Raw genomic sequence first — 15,090 nt, forward strand, 5'->3', positions numbered from 1 at the left:
CACTACTTAGCTAAAGTTTTTGCAAGATTTCCAAATAACTCTACATAAGTCTGAATTGATTCATTTGTGTAAGTATCTTCTGGTGCATAAACAACTTGTTTTTTAGAAACAGCAGTTGTGTTTTGAAGAGCTGGTGATTTAGAAATAACATCCTTAGCAGGTGTTGACTTAGCTGCATCAGATGTTGCAGCATCACGATCTAATACGAAAAGCCAATCAGGATTTGTTTGTGCAATAGCTTCAACAGAAACGTCATCACCTTTATGACCTGCAGTAGAATTAGACACTTCTAATGCTGGAGTCCAACCAAAAATTTCATACATTGGTCCCCAAACACGACCAGAATGTGGAGCAGCAAAACCAATATTCCCACCAGTAACGATAACACTCATAACTTTATCTTTTCCGTTATAAGCAGATTTTGCTTTTTCAATAGATTTATCAAAATCAGCTACTAATTGTTTAGCTTCTTTATCTTTATCAAAGATTTTTCCTAAAGTAGTTGTAGAATTTTTAAGTCCATCTACTAAATTTTTTCCAGGCGTAGTAGATTTCTCAGAAACATCAAAATTAAGATCAATAACAGCTGCATTTGGCACTAATTTTTTGATTTCTTCGTAATGATCAGCAAATCTTTGACCAACGATTACAAGGTCAGGGTTTGCCGCTGCAATAATTTCAAGATTTGGTTCACGGTGATTCCCGATATTTTGAACTTTTTCATCCTTTTTATATGCTGAATCAGCAGGCATGATATCCTTTGGAGCAGCCGCTAATTTAATTCCCCAATCAGCTAAAGTTTCAAACGTTCTATTATCTAAAGCAACTACATTCTTTGGATTTACAGGAACTGTAACTTTTCCATGCGCATCAGTAATTTCAACCGTTTTTGGCTTATCACTACCATTATCTTTAGTAGCCTTCGAAGTTTCTTTACCTGAATCTGAGCAAGCTACTAACATTAAAGTGAAAATTGCTAGAATACTTACTAATTTTAAAAGCATAGTTTTTTTCATACGTATACTCCTTATTATGTAATTTAGTTCGAAAATGATGACTTTCATAGATTGAATTAGATAATAACTTTTCTTCACCTAAATCAATATTGATAATCATTTTCATTTGAACATCCTGTTAATTAGTATAATCATTAATTCTGTGAAAATCTTGTGAATGGTGTGAGTTAATAAAATTAAAAATAAATTAGATACGGTCTCCACCAGATCCATCCCCCGCACGTACTAACCGATAGATTAGCACCTTATAAACCATGATTTCTACTGCAAAAAAATGCCCATTTCTGATAGCAATCTTCTTTTAATATTTCACAGAAACTATCTGATTATCTTATTTTTATCAATCAACCATTGAATAGCCTCTGCCATGTATCGTTTGAATATATCTGTCTTTCTTCTCGCACTTTAACTTTTTTCTTACATACCCAATATATAAGTCTACTACATTTGGATTTACTACTACGTTATATCCCCAAACCTGATTCAAAAGCATTTCACGGCTCAATATTGTATTTTTATTCTTGATTAAAAATACAAGTAAATCGTACTCACGCTTCGTAAGCGAGAGATTTTTACCATCTTTTTTCACAATATTGCTAGATGCATCAACAAAGAGATCTTTAAACTGAAAAAAGTTTATCTCATTTTGCTGATTATAGTCACTTCTTCTTAAAATAGCTTGAACTCTTGCTACTAATTCTTCTTTCACAAATGGTTTTCTAATATAATCATCTGCTCCTGCCTGTAACCCTGCTATACAATCCTTACTAGAAATATTGTCGGTCACAATAATAATCGGTGTCGTTTTAACAAGTCGTATTTGTCTACAAATTTCTGGTCCGGATACACTTAATGAATCCCAATCCAATATGATAATATCCCAATCTTGTTCATATACTATATTTAAACCTTCGTTTTCATTGTGAAGTTTTAAAATAAAACAGCCTTCTTGCTTTAAACCGCTTACGATTTTCTTCGCTAAAGACCGTTCATTCTTAATTACTAACACCTGCCTCACCGATGGTTCACCTCTACTTCAATATAACTTAGTTAGATAAAAAATTATCTAAAAAAACCATTTTAAAATTTATAAATATGAAACCCCTAAAAAAGGCCATTATAACAGCTTATTAGGAGAACACTATATAATCTTACAATAGATATGGATAAAAACACAAAGGATATGAAGATTCAAATACATATTATGTAATCATTAAAGGTAGCTATAGTATCTACCTATTTATCATCAATAACTATTTCTTCATTTTCTGTTTCAGGGGTACTGCCCTCCCCCATCAACTTAAGCATTTTATAAACCGCAAAACAAAAAGAACCATAACCCCGCCAATCTGGCAAAGTTATGGTTCATATCATACAAAATAAAAAACCACCAAATATGTATTGGTGGAGACGGTGGGAGTCGAACCCACGTCCAAAAATATCGGCACTTAAGCTTCTACGAGTGTAGTCGATATATTAGCATTTCGCGAACTCTTCGGCCTATCGACAGGCTTCCAAGTTGCTAGTCTGATTGTTCTCTTCCTTCGCCCTCAGACGGCGAACTCCGGCGTAGTCCACTTAGTTTGAGTCCCTTACCCTACCACATGGACGATGGAGGGAGGAACCTTTAGTGCAATTAAGCAGCTAAAGAAAGATTGTTTTGTTTGCCAATTATAGGCTTTGACGTTTTAACGAGGCCGATCCCCTCGACTCGCAACCTAAGCTCGAACTATCCCTGTCGAATCCGTAACGTCCCCATGATAAAAATGGAGCATACGAAGAAATATCGTGATAGCTACTAAGAGCTGTTTTTCAATGTGCAACAATCTTACATAAGTTATTATAACATACGCGCGTCGTTTTACAAATGTAAATATCTGTATTACATCTTTTGACGATCACGGAACGCGCGTGCAATTTCACGTTTTGCTTCTTTTTCTTTTAAATCGTTACGCTTATCATATTGCTTTTTACCTTTTGCTAAACCAAGTGCCATTTTCGCGAATCCATTTTTTAAATAAATTCTAACTGGAACTAATGCATAGCCTGTTTCTTTTGAAGCACCCGTTAACTTTTCAATCTCTTTTTTATGAAGAAGTAACTTTCTCGTGCGAAGCGGATCATGGTTGAAACGATTCCCTTGCTCATATGTACTAATATGCATATTATGTACCCATACTTCACCATTATGTACACGTGCAAACGCATCTTTCAAGTTCACGCGTCCAGCGCGAATCGACTTAATTTCCGTTCCTTGAAGGACAAGCCCTGCCTCGTATGTTTCTTCGATGAAATAATCATGAAATGCTTTTTTATTTTGTGCAATAACCTTACCTGAACCTTTTGGCATATAACGTCCCTCCTCTATTTTTACTATTGTAACAAATGTTATAAAAAAGCGAAAGTGGCTCACTCAGAATCTTTGGACATTGGAACTCCCGACAGAGAAGCGCTTTTTGCTTCGTCCGAGGGAGTGAAATGGCCAATAGATTCTAGCCACTGTAGCTAGATTCCATTAAAAAAAGCGAAAGTGGCTCGCTCAGAATGTGAGGTGGATGGAGCTTCTGACCTTGAGGCGCTCTTTGCCTCTAGAGAAGAAGCGAAGCCGCCGAACATTCTAGCCACTGTAGCTAGATTCCATTAAAAAGCGAAAGTGGCTCGCTCAGAATGTGAGGTGGATGGAGCTTCTGACCTTGAGGCGCTCTTTGCCTCTAGAGAAGAAGCGAAGCCGCCGAACATTCTAGCCACTGTAGCTAGATTCCATTAAAAAGCGAAAGTGGCTCGCTCAGAATGTGAGGTGGATGGAGCTTCTGACCTTGAGGCGCTCTTTGCCTCTAGAGAAGAAGCGAAGCCGCCGAACATTCTAGCCACTGTAGCTAGATTCCATTAAAAAGCGAAAGCGGCTCGCTCTCAAGCCACCAATAAAAAAGAAAAGGCCCCGCTTTTCATTAAAGCGAAGCCACTCTTTTCTTACTTGCGCTTTTTCTTTTTCTTCTTGAATCCTGGTACATTTTCAAAGAAGCCTTTTTTCTTCTTACCATTACCGTTACCATCTTTTTTCCCTGGCTGACTAGCGGATGTGGATGCTGATGCGGATCCTTTTCCTTTTCCTTGTCCACCACGATCAAACTTTCTTCCTGTGCCGCGCTCATTACTACGTTCGCTACGTCCACCGCGTTTCTTTCTGCCTGTTCTTGGCTGTTCGATAACGACTGGACGATCTTTGAACTTACGACGAGGCGTACCTTTCATGCCAACGATTTCAAAGTCGATTGCACGCTCGTCTTTGTTTACGTTAATAACACGAATTGTAATTTCGTCTCCGATGCGGAATACGTTACCTGTACGTTCTCCGATCATTGCGAAATGTTTCTCGTCATAACGGTAGTAATCATCTGTTAAGTAGCTAACGTGTACAAGACCTTCAATTGTATTTGGAAGCTCTACGAATAAACCGAAGTTTGTTACAGAGCTAATCATACCGTCATACTCTTCGCCGATCTTATCAACCATATACTCTGCTTTTTTCATTTCGTCTGTTTCACGTTCTGCTTCAACAGCACGGCGTTCCATATTAGAAGAATGCTCTGCAATTTCAGGTAAGTTTTCACGCCATTTTGCTTGTGTTTCGTTGTCGACTTTACCGTTAATGATGTATTCACGAATTAGTCTATGAACGATTGTATCTGGGTAACGACGAATTGGTGATGTGAAATGTGTGTAGAACTCAGTTGATAAACCGAAATGTCCTAAGCTATCCGCATCGTAACGCGCTTGCTTCATTGAACGAAGCATTACTGTTGAAATAACTACTTCTTCAGGCTGTCCTTGAACCATTTCAAGAATTTGTTGCAGCGCACGAGGATGTATTTCATTCGCACGTCCTTTTACTGCATATCCGAAGTTTGTTACAAACTCGAAGAAACGTTCCAGCTTATCTTCTTTCGGATCTTCATGGACACGGTACATGAATGGTACGTTCATCCAGTGGAAATGCTCTGCTACTGTTTCGTTCGCAACAAGCATAAATTCTTCAATTAACTTCTCTGATACAGAACGATCACGCATGACAACATCTGTCGGTTTACCTTCTTCATCTACTAATACTTTCGCTTCTTTAAAGTCAAAGTCGATTGCACCGCGGCGCATACGTTTTTCACGTAAAATCTGTGCCAATTGACCCATTTCTTTAAACATCGGTACGAGCGGCTCATAGCGTTTGATTAACTCTTCGTCCTCATCTTCTAAAATGCTTCTTACGTCAGCATACGTCATACGCTCTGTCGTTTTAATCACACTTTGGAATATCTCATGCTTTACAACATCACCTAAGTTGTTGATTTCCATTTCACAAGATAACGTCAGACGGTCTACTTTCGGGTTTAACGAACAAATACCGTTAGATAGACGATGCGGAATCATCGGAATTACACGGTCAACAAGATATACACTCGTTGCTCTTTCCGCTGCTTCTACATCAATTGGAGAACCTTCTTGAACGTAATGACTTACATCCGCAATATGAACGCCAAGTTTGTAGTTACCGTTCTCGAGCTTCGTTACTGTAACAGCGTCATCTAAATCTTTCGCATCTGCACCGTCAATCGTTACGATCATTTGGTCACGCAGGTCACGGCGATCTTTTAAATCTTCTTCTGAAATCGTTTCTGGTACACTGTTTGCATGCTCCATCACTTCTTCAGGGAACGCTAAAGGTAGATGATGTTTATGGATAACTGATAAAATATCTACTCCTGGATCATTTTTATGACCTAGAATTTGAATAACTTCACCTTCTGCACTTAAACGATTCTCTGGATAGCTCGTAATTTTCACAACTACTTTATGACCTTCTACAGCACCCATTGATGCACTTTTCAAGATAAAGATATCACTCGTCCAGCGCTTATTGTCAGGTATCACAAATCCAAAGTTTTTCGATTCTGTATATGTACCAACTAGTTCTTTCGTGCCGCGCTCTAAAATACGTACAATTGAACCTTCTTGGCGTGATCCACTTGATTGTGCGCTAACACGCGCTAATACTGTATCACCATGAAGTGCACCGTTTAACTCTGTAGGCGGGATGAAAAGATCATCGTCTCCCGTTTTCTTCTCTTCTGGTACAACGAACGCAAAGCCACGTGCATGTCCAATTAATTTACCGCGTACTAAACTCATCTTTTCAGGAAGACCGTAACGGTTACTACGTGTGCGAATAACAAGTCCCTTCTCTTCCATCGTTACAAGTGCCTTTACAAAATCTTTAAAGCCCTCAGAACCTTCAATTCCAAATGCCTCTTCTAACTCTTGTATTGTTAACGGTCTATACGCTTCTTCTCTCATAAATAATAACAACTTATCAATATTTTCTTGTATGATTTCTTCCAAGCAGAAATACCTCCTTTAAACCCTTATATTATTTAGTGTATCCGAAAGACTCGGGATGTATAAAGCGAAACTTTAATACTCCCCTAATGATTTTTACAGTTTTCACAAAAAATTCCTTATGAAAAAAAGAGGCAACTAGATCTTACCAATCTAGTTGCTCCAAGAAGTTATATACATCCTCATGTAGCTCGTCACGTTGCTTATCAAGTGTAATGACATGCGTAGAGTCTTCATACCATTTAATGTCTTTTAACGTAGATTCTACACCATTATAAATAATGTTAGCACTATCTGTATTAATCATTTCATCATGACGCGCTTGTACAACAAATGTTGGGGCATAAATCATATCCACATTGTTACGTACGTCAGCAATTAGCTCTTGTAGTGCTTTTAATGTATTCATCGGTGTCTTTTGGAATTCCAACATTTCTTGTTCAATTTGCTCTGGTGATTTTTGCTCACGTTTTTTATATTCGCGGGCATATGCCAATATACCTTGGTACATCGTTTCTTCACTCTTAATATACATTGGTGCACACATTGGTACTACACCTAAAACCGGTACCGTATAACCTAATTTTAAAGAAAATACGCCGCCAAGTGATAATCCAGCAACAGCAATTTTCTCAAAGCCTTTATCTTTTAAAAGCTGATATGCTTCCATTACGTCTTGCCACCAATCTTCAGGACCTGTATGAACAAGCTCTTCTGGTGGTACACCGTGCCCTTTAAAAATTGGCGCATGACAAGTGTAGCCTTTCTTCTCTAAGAAACGCCCTAACATACGTACATCAGCTGAGTTTCCTGTGAAACCATGTAGTAATAAAACAGCGCGGTCTCCACCCTCAAATGTAAATGGTTTCGGAGATGCTAATTTCATCATGTACTTCTCCTCTTTCTCTTCTGTAATCTAGTCGTATTCTTTCTATATCTAGTGTACCATATTTATATTTCTATAATCTAATTAGAAACATCTTTCAAATGGCAAAATAAAAAAAGAAGAACCATTAGTACATCTTACTAACGCTTCTTCTTTCAATTCTATAAATTTAAGTACGTAACAGCAATTGTTAATACGAAGAATAGAACAGCTAAAACAATTGTAATACGGTTTAATACTGCTTCAATTCCACGTGCTTTTTGCTTACCAAATAATTGCTCTGCACCGCCTGAAATTGCACCTGAAAGGCCTGAGCTATTACTAGACTGCATAAGTACCATAACAATCATTAAAATCGATACAATAATAAGTAAAACGGATAATAACGTATGCACTTGGCGTACCTCCTACAAAGATTCAGTTATTTTAACTGTAGCATAAATTCTATAGAAAAGCGAGAGCTATAGAGTCGCTCTCGCTTTTCTTCTATTACATAAACATCATTGCAAATAACGGCCCGAGCAAACATGTCAAAATTGCTGTTAATGTCATTGTTACCGATCCAATAACACCTTCATGTTCATTATTTTTCATCGCTCTCATTACACCCATAATATGAGAAGCACATCCAAATCCGATACCTTTACCAACTGAGTTTGTAACGCGGCTCCATTTTAATAAAAGTGGGCCAGTAATCGTTCCAGTAATACCTGCGATAACAACGAAAGCTGCTGTTAATGACGGTACACCACCAACTTGCTCTGAAACACTCATCGCAACTGGCATTGTCACCGATTTTGGTAAAGAAGATAAAATTAAGCTTTTATCTGTTCCCATAAGTGATGCAATGGCAAAATCACTTGCGATTGCAACTGTTGTCCCTACTAATACGCCACCAGCAATCGGCACAACATATTTTTGCAGAACGTGACGTTGTTTATAAAGAGGAATTGCAAATGCTACAACACCGGGTCCGAGCAGTTTTGCAATCCAGCCACCACCGCTTTCCATATAATGTTGATATGGTATATCAAGCATGATAAATAAGAAAGCCATTAATCCTGTTGCTACAAGCATTGGAATGGTGAATGGTGTTGGAAATAATTTATAGATTTTTTTAGATAATTGGTATAATAGCACCGTAAAAAGAACCCAACCGATTCCGATTAATATTTGGCTCATCGCGACTCTCTTTCCTTTCTATTCGCAAGATATTGTCCTGTATGTCCTGCGACAATAATAATTAAAAATGTACTCGCTACAATTGTAATGAAAAGAGAAATTCCTTTACTCATAAAAAAAGCACCGTAATTCATTAGGCCAAGCGTTGGCGGAATTAATAAAAACGGCATAATAGCAACGAGTGTTTCTGCTCCTAAATCGAACCATTTCACTGGAAGGACTTTTAGGCTAAGTAAAACAAGTAAGAGAAACATTCCAATCAAACTTCCTGGAATCGGAATATTTAACACTTCTTGTACCCAAGTTCCAACCATATAAAAGACGTAAAGAGCAGCAATTTGGACAAGAATCTTTGTAAATTTCATGTTCATCATCCCTCATGTTTATACGATCTTCTCTTAATATCTTTATCATAGTATAAATTGTAAAAAGCTGCAATTTATCAACTTGACAGCAAAAACAGCTTATGTTAGACGCTTACAACCTTGATATGACTGGATTTTCGCATAGAAATTAAGTCAAAAACCTTGACCTAATATAAAAAGTTTTTATTTTCTGAATTTACAACGTTGTTATTTCAATAAAATAATCTTTTTATCCTTAAGCTTACATATATATAAAGTGAAACTTTCATTAGTGGTGGTTTTCTTCATCCCCACAATCGGACTTTTACGGGATAAACAAGATAGGTGGTGAACATATGCCAAAAAAAGTTCTTATTTTTTGTGATCCTGGGATTGATGATACGATGGCTCTCCTCTTAGCATTCTTTATTGATGAAATAGAAATCGTCGGGATTGTTGCTGATTACGGCAATGTTCCAAAAGAAATAGCCGTACAAAACGCTCATTTTCTTAAGAACGAAGCAAAGGATAGAAATATCAAGATATTTGGTGGATCAGAACGCCCACTTACTGGCGCCCCCCCTGCTTTCTTTACGGAAGTACACGGGAAACAAGGGCTCGGACCAATTATTCCAAAGGGACATGTGACTAACGGCGAAATGGAGAATTTTTTCGAAGTCATTCCTCTTATTGAACAGTATAAAGATGAATTAATCATTGTTAGTTTAGGCAGACTTACCTCCCTAGCAATTTTATTCATCTTATGTAAACAGCTCATGAAGCAAGTTAAATCTTACTACGTAATGGGCGGTGCCTTTTTACATCCTGGTAATGTTACCCCTATTTCCGAAGCAAACTTTTATGGCGATCCTACTGCTGCCAATATAGTCCTTCAATCCTCACCTAACATGTACATCTATCCATTAAACGTCACTCAGTATTCCATCATTACACCAGAAATGGCTGAATACATTGAAGCAAAAGGAAAAGCCCCACTCGTCAAACCGTTATTCAATCATTATTACTACGGATATTATAAAGACGCCTTACCGCATTTAAAGGGGAGCCCCTTCCATGACACAATGCCAATACTCGCTTTACTTGATAACTCTATGTTTACATATCACAAGTCACCTATCGTTGTCATGACAGAATCTTATGCACAAGGAACAAGCATAGGGGAATTTCGTTCTTTAGGAGAATCTAGGCCATTTATTGATTGGCCGAGTCATCAAATCGCAATTGATTTTGATTATAACCGCTTCTTTAAACATTTCATGTCACTTATGACGGGTGAGCAATTTTAACATAAAAAAACAGACCGTGATTTCTCACGGTCTGTCGTTATTTTCTACAATTATCGTTTGATGTTGTAGAAAGATTTGATACCATCGTAAACAGCGATTTCGCCTAGTTCGTCTTCGATGCGTAATAATTGGTTGTACTTAGCAATACGGTCAGTACGGCTCATAGAACCAGTTTTGATTTGGCCAGCGTTAGTTGCAACTGCGATGTCAGCGATTGTAGCATCTTCAGTTTCACCAGAACGGTGAGATACAACTGCTGTGTAACCAGCACGTTTAGCCATTTCGATAGCTTCGAAAGTCTCAGTTAAAGTACCGATTTGGTTAACTTTAATTAAGATTGAGTTAGAGATACCTTTTTCGATACCTTCAGCAAGTTTTTGAGTGTTAGTTACGAATAAGTCGTCACCAACTAATTGTACTTTATCACCGATACGCTCAGTTAATAATTTGTGACCATCCCAGTCGTTTTCGTCTAAACCATCTTCGATAGAGATGATTGGGAAGTCTTTGCAAAGCTCTTCGTAGAAATCAACCATTTCTGCAGAAGTTAAGCCAGTACGGCCTTCGCCTGCAAGGTCATATTTACCAGTTTCTTTGTTGTAGAACTCAGAAGAAGCAACGTCCATTCCTAAGAATACGTTCTCGCCAGCTTTGTAACCAGCTTTTTCGATAGCTTCAATGATTACTTCTAATGCTTCACGGTTAGAACCAAGGTTTGGAGCGAATCCACCTTCGTCACCTACTGCAGTGTTAAGACCTTTGTCATGTAATACAGCTTTAAGTGCATGGAATACTTCAGCACCCATACGGATTGATTCTTTGAATGTTGGAGCACCAACTGGTAAGATCATGAACTCTTGGAAGTCTACGTTGTTATCAGCGTGAGAACCACCGTTGATGATGTTCATCATTGGAGTTGGTAATTGTTTTGCATTGAATCCACCAAGGTAACGGTATAATGGAAGACCTACGAAGTCAGCTGCTGCGTGAGCTACTGCCATAGATACACCAAGGATAGCGTTAGCGCCTAGTTTACCTTTGTTTGGAGTGCCATCTAATTCGATCATAGCACGGTCGATACCAGCTTGGTCAGTTACGTCGAAACCAACGATTTCTGGAGCGATTGCTTCGTTAACGTTGTTTACTGCATTTAGAACACCTTTACCAAGGTAACGAGATTTGTCACCGTCACGTAATTCTACTGCTTCGTGCTCACCAGTAGATGCACCACTTGGTACGATAGCGCGTCCGAAAGCGCCGCTTTCTGTGTAAACTTCTACTTCTACAGTTGGGTTACCACGAGAGTCAAGGACTTCGCGAGCATAAACATCAATAATTGTTGACATAATAAATTCTCTCCTTTTTATATAAGCAAATTATTTAATAATTGTTTTACCTGTCATTTCTTTCGGTTGTTCCACATTTAAAAGCGTAAGCATTGTTGGAGCGATATCTCCTAAAATACCACCTTCACGAAGCTCTACATCATTTTTTGTAACGATGAAAGGAACCGGGTTAGTTGTATGAGCTGTCATTGGTCCACCATCAGCAGTTAACTCCTGATCAGCATTACCATGGTCAGCAGTAATAAGTGCTACACCATCTTTTGCAAGAATCGCTTCTACAACTTTTCCTAAACATTCGTCAGTTGCTTCTACTGCTTTAATTGTTGGTTCCATCATCCCAGAATGGCCAACCATATCACAGTTTGCAAAGTTAAGAATGATAACATCATGTTTATCATTTTCGATTTCATTTACTAAAGCGTCCGTTACTTCGTAAATGCTCATTTCAGGTTTCAAGTCATAAGTTGCAACCTTCGGTGAGTTAATTAAAATACGCTCTTCTCCTGGGAATTCAGCCTCACGACCACCGCTAAAGAAGAATGTAACGTGCGGATACTTTTCAGTTTCCGCGATGCGAAGTTGCTTTAATCCCGCTTGCGCAACAACTTCACCTAATGTGTTATCAAGGTTCATTGGCTTGAATGCCACGTAACCATCTACAGTTTCACTGAAATGTGTCATACAAACGAATTCAGGAATGTGAGGTACTTTTTCACCACGATCGAACTCACGGAAGTCTTCGTTTGTAAATACACGAGCAATTTGAATTGCACGGTCTGGACGGAAGTTATAGAAGATAACTGCATCATCATCATTGATTGTTGCAACTGGCGTGTTATCTTCGTTAACAATTACAGACGGCAATACGAATTCATCATAGATACCGTTCGCATAAGAGTCTTCTACACACTCTTCTGCTGATTTATAAGTAGGGCCTTCACCATTTACCATAGCACTGTAACATTTTTCTACGCGATCCCAACGCTTGTCACGGTCCATAGAGTAATAACGACCAGAGATAGTCGCGAATTGTCCTACTCCTGTTTCTTTAATTACTTCATTTGTTGCATCGATATAACCTTTTGCTGTTTGTGGTCCAACATCGCGGCCGTCTAAGAATGCATGGATATAAACTTTCTCCACGCCTTCTTTTGCTGCTAAGCGAAGAAGAGCAAACATATGGTTCATGTGACTGTGCACACCACCATCAGAAAGTAAACCGAATAAATGAAGAGCAGTACCTTTTTCTTTTACGCTTTTAATTGCATTTTGGAAAGTTTCGTTCTGATCGAACTCACCTTCACGAATTGCAACGTTTACGCGTGTTAAGCTTTGATATACGATGCGGCCAGCACCGATATTTAAGTGACCAACCTCAGAGTTACCTATTTGACCTTCTGGAAGACCTACTTCCTCACCACAAGCTGTAAGCGTTGTGTGAGGGAATTTGTTCCAGTAACCATCAAAATTAGGTTTCTTAGCTTGTGCTACAGCATTCCCATGAGTTTCTTCACGTAGTCCGAAACCATCAAGAATGATTAAAGCTGTTGGCTTTCTCATTTTACCGCCCCCAGAAGACCTAAGAACGAAGCAGGCTCTAAGCTAGCACCGCCAACTAAAGCGCCGTCGATGTCAGATTGTGCCATATACTCTTTAATGTTTTCTGGTTTTACGCTACCGCCGTATTGAATACGAACAGCTTCTGCAGCTTCTGTAGAAACAGCTTCTGCAACAACTTTACGGATGTGCGCACATACTTCGTTTGCATCTGCAGAAGAAGAAGATTTACCTGTACCGATAGCCCAGATTGGCTCATAAGCGATAACAGTTGCTTTAACTTGCTCTTCTGTTAAACCTGCAAGTGCTTTTGTCACTTGACCTGCTACTAGATCAAATGTTTTTCCGCTTTCGCGCTCTTCTAAAGTCTCACCACAACATACGATTGGTGTTAAACCATGTTCAAATGCTGCAAGAGTCTTTTTGTTTACTGACTCATCTGTTTCAGCAAACATTTCACGACGCTCAGAGTGGCCAAGTACTACGTAGCCTACTTTTAAGTCGCTAAGTGCTACTGGGCTAATTTCGCCAGTGAATGCACCATTTTTTTCGAAGTGCATGTTTTGTGCACCTACTTGTAAATCAGTTCCTTCAGCCTTAGCTACTAAACGCTCTAAAAATAGAGCTGGAGAGCAAACTACTGCATCAACAGCTGAAGCTGCTGGGATTTGACCTTTAACTTCCTCTACGAAGCTAACTGCTTCAGATAGAGTTTTATTCATTTTCCAGTTACCTGCGATAATTGGTTTACGCATGCTTTGCACCGTCCTTTTTCTTTGGCTGCTACTTATTTGTCGTTAAGACAAACTACACCTGGAAGCTCTTTACCTTCCATGAATTCTAATGACGCACCGCCGCCAGTAGAAATGTGGCTCATTTTATCAGCCATACCGAATTTTTCAACAGCTGCTGCAGAGTCACCACCGCCGATAACAGAGTATGTATCTTCTGCATCTGCTAATGCTTGTCCTACTGCTTTTGTACCTTCTGCGAATGGAGTCATTTCGAATACACCCATTGGTCCATTCCATACAACAAGCTTAGAATTTTTAATTACATCTGCATAAATTTCACGTGTTTTAGGACCGATGTCCACGCCTTCCCAATTAGAAGGGATAGAGTCGATACCTACGATTTGAGTTGTTGCAGTTTCAGAGAATTCCTCTGTGATTACAACATCAACTGGCATGTAGAAGTTTACGCCTTTTTCTTTTGCAAGTTGCATAAATTCTTTAGCTAGTTCGATCTTGTCGTTTTCACATAGAGATAGACCAATTTCATGACCTAAAGCTTTAACGAATGTGTAAGCAAGTCCGCCACCGATGATTAAGTTATCTACTTTGTCTAATAGATGACGAATTACACCGATTTTATCTTTTACTTTCGCACCACCGATGATAGCTGTGAATGGACGTTCTGGGTTAGAAAGTGCTTTTCCAAGTACCTCTAACTCTTTTTCCATTAATAATCCAGATACTGCTGGTAGGTAGTCTGCGATACCTGCTGTAGAAGCGTGAGCACGGTGAGCTGCACCGAATGCATCGTTTACGAAGATATCAGCAAGAGCTGCAAATTCTTTCGCAAGTTCTGCATCGTTCTTTTCTTCGCCCGCATAGAAACGTACGTTTTCAAGAACTAATACGTCGCCTTCGTTCATTGCTGCAACCATTTCTTGTGCAACTGGTCCGAATGCTTCGTCTGCTTTTTTAACATCTTTACCAAGAAGCTCGCCTAAACGTGCTGCTACTGGAGTAAGACGTAATTCTTCTACTGCTTGACCTTTTGGACGGCCTAAGTGACTTGCTAAAATAACTTTCGCACCTTGCTCTACTAAATATTGAATTGTAGGAAGAGCTGCACGGATACGAGTTTCATCTGTAATTTTGCCTTCTTTCATAGGTACGTTGAAATCAACGCGGCAAAATACACGCTTACCTTTTAAATCTACGTCACGAATTGATTTTTTGTTCATTGGATTTCCCTCCGACTACTAGTTAGGATTGACAAAACCCACTCAAAAGCTTAACACATTTGCTTTTAAAACGAAAGAAGAGAGAGAGGGAA

At 38.8% G+C, this 15,090-nt stretch carries 13 protein-coding genes and 1 other RNA gene; 1 reads left to right on the forward strand and 13 read right to left on the reverse strand.

Features of this window, described 5'->3' with window-relative positions; translation table 11 throughout:
* Positions 1-2: 2 nt before the first annotated feature.
* From QCI41_RS16105 to QCI41_RS16145, 9 genes are all read right to left on the reverse strand, one after another.
* Complete coding sequence (locus tag QCI41_RS16105) at positions 3-1,016, reverse strand: siderophore ABC transporter substrate-binding protein (protein WP_215562349.1); 1,014 nt, start codon at positions 1,014-1,016, stop codon at positions 3-5.
* Positions 1,017-1,356: 340 nt separating this feature from the next.
* Entirely contained in the window at positions 1,357-2,034 is a 678-nt protein-coding gene (locus QCI41_RS16110) for a response regulator transcription factor (protein ID WP_353837111.1), read from the reverse strand.
* 384 nt (positions 2,035-2,418) lie between these two features.
* Positions 2,419-2,773: a transfer-messenger RNA gene (ssrA, locus tag QCI41_RS16115) on the reverse strand.
* A gap of 125 nt (positions 2,774-2,898) precedes the next feature.
* A complete protein-coding gene (gene smpB, locus QCI41_RS16120; RefSeq protein ID WP_001123908.1) occupies positions 2,899-3,366 on the reverse strand; it encodes an SsrA-binding protein in 468 nt (155 codons plus the stop codon).
* 620 nt (positions 3,367-3,986) lie between these two features.
* On the reverse strand, positions 3,987-6,407 hold the full coding sequence (gene rnr, locus QCI41_RS16125; RefSeq protein WP_353837110.1) for a ribonuclease R: 2,421 nt from the start codon (positions 6,405-6,407) through the stop codon (positions 3,987-3,989).
* Between the two features lie 142 nt (positions 6,408-6,549).
* Positions 6,550-7,290, reverse strand: coding sequence for a carboxylesterase (estA, locus tag QCI41_RS16130; protein WP_000761971.1), 741 nt, complete (start codon positions 7,288-7,290; stop codon positions 6,550-6,552).
* A gap of 161 nt (positions 7,291-7,451) precedes the next feature.
* On the reverse strand, positions 7,452-7,685 hold the full coding sequence (gene secG / locus QCI41_RS16135) for a preprotein translocase subunit SecG (protein ID WP_000557263.1): 234 nt from the start codon (positions 7,683-7,685) through the stop codon (positions 7,452-7,454).
* Positions 7,686-7,779: 94 nt separating this feature from the next.
* A complete protein-coding gene (locus tag QCI41_RS16140; RefSeq protein ID WP_000078299.1) occupies positions 7,780-8,472 on the reverse strand; it encodes an LrgB family protein in 693 nt (230 codons plus the stop codon).
* Complete coding sequence (locus tag QCI41_RS16145) at positions 8,469-8,837, reverse strand: CidA/LrgA family holin-like protein (RefSeq protein WP_000673225.1); 369 nt, start codon at positions 8,835-8,837, stop codon at positions 8,469-8,471. Before QCI41_RS16145 ends, QCI41_RS16140 begins: the two co-directional genes overlap by 4 nt.
* Positions 8,838-9,172: 335 nt before the next feature.
* Between QCI41_RS16145 and QCI41_RS16150 the strand changes: the two genes are divergently transcribed.
* Positions 9,173-10,123 carry a nucleoside hydrolase gene (locus tag QCI41_RS16150; RefSeq protein ID WP_353837109.1) on the forward strand — a complete coding sequence of 317 codons (951 nt, stop codon included), beginning with the start codon at positions 9,173-9,175 and terminating at the stop codon, positions 10,121-10,123.
* Between the two features lie 50 nt (positions 10,124-10,173).
* Here QCI41_RS16150 and eno read toward each other — a convergent pair whose 3' ends face one another.
* From eno to QCI41_RS16170, 4 genes are read right to left on the reverse strand one after another with little or no spacing between them, the layout of a single operon-like run.
* Positions 10,174-11,469 carry a phosphopyruvate hydratase gene (gene eno, locus QCI41_RS16155; RefSeq protein WP_000103948.1) on the reverse strand — a complete coding sequence of 432 codons (1,296 nt, stop codon included), beginning with the start codon at positions 11,467-11,469 and terminating at the stop codon, positions 10,174-10,176.
* Positions 11,470-11,499: 30 nt separating this feature from the next.
* Positions 11,500-13,029 (reverse strand): 2,3-bisphosphoglycerate-independent phosphoglycerate mutase, encoded by a 1,530-nt coding sequence (gpmI, locus tag QCI41_RS16160; RefSeq protein ID WP_353837108.1) that lies wholly within the window; start codon positions 13,027-13,029, stop codon positions 11,500-11,502.
* Positions 13,026-13,781, reverse strand: coding sequence for a triose-phosphate isomerase (gene tpiA / locus QCI41_RS16165; protein ID WP_001231045.1), 756 nt, complete (start codon positions 13,779-13,781; stop codon positions 13,026-13,028). Before tpiA ends, gpmI begins: the two co-directional genes overlap by 4 nt.
* Before the next feature lie 32 nt (positions 13,782-13,813).
* Positions 13,814-14,998 (reverse strand): phosphoglycerate kinase, encoded by a 1,185-nt coding sequence (locus QCI41_RS16170; protein WP_073517082.1) that lies wholly within the window; start codon positions 14,996-14,998, stop codon positions 13,814-13,816.
* Positions 14,999-15,090: the final 92 nt, after the last annotated feature.

Source organism: Bacillus cereus group sp. MG4 (assembly GCF_040460055.1).
Classification (GTDB): Bacteria; Bacillota; Bacilli; order Bacillales; family Bacillaceae_G; genus Bacillus_A; species Bacillus_A wiedmannii.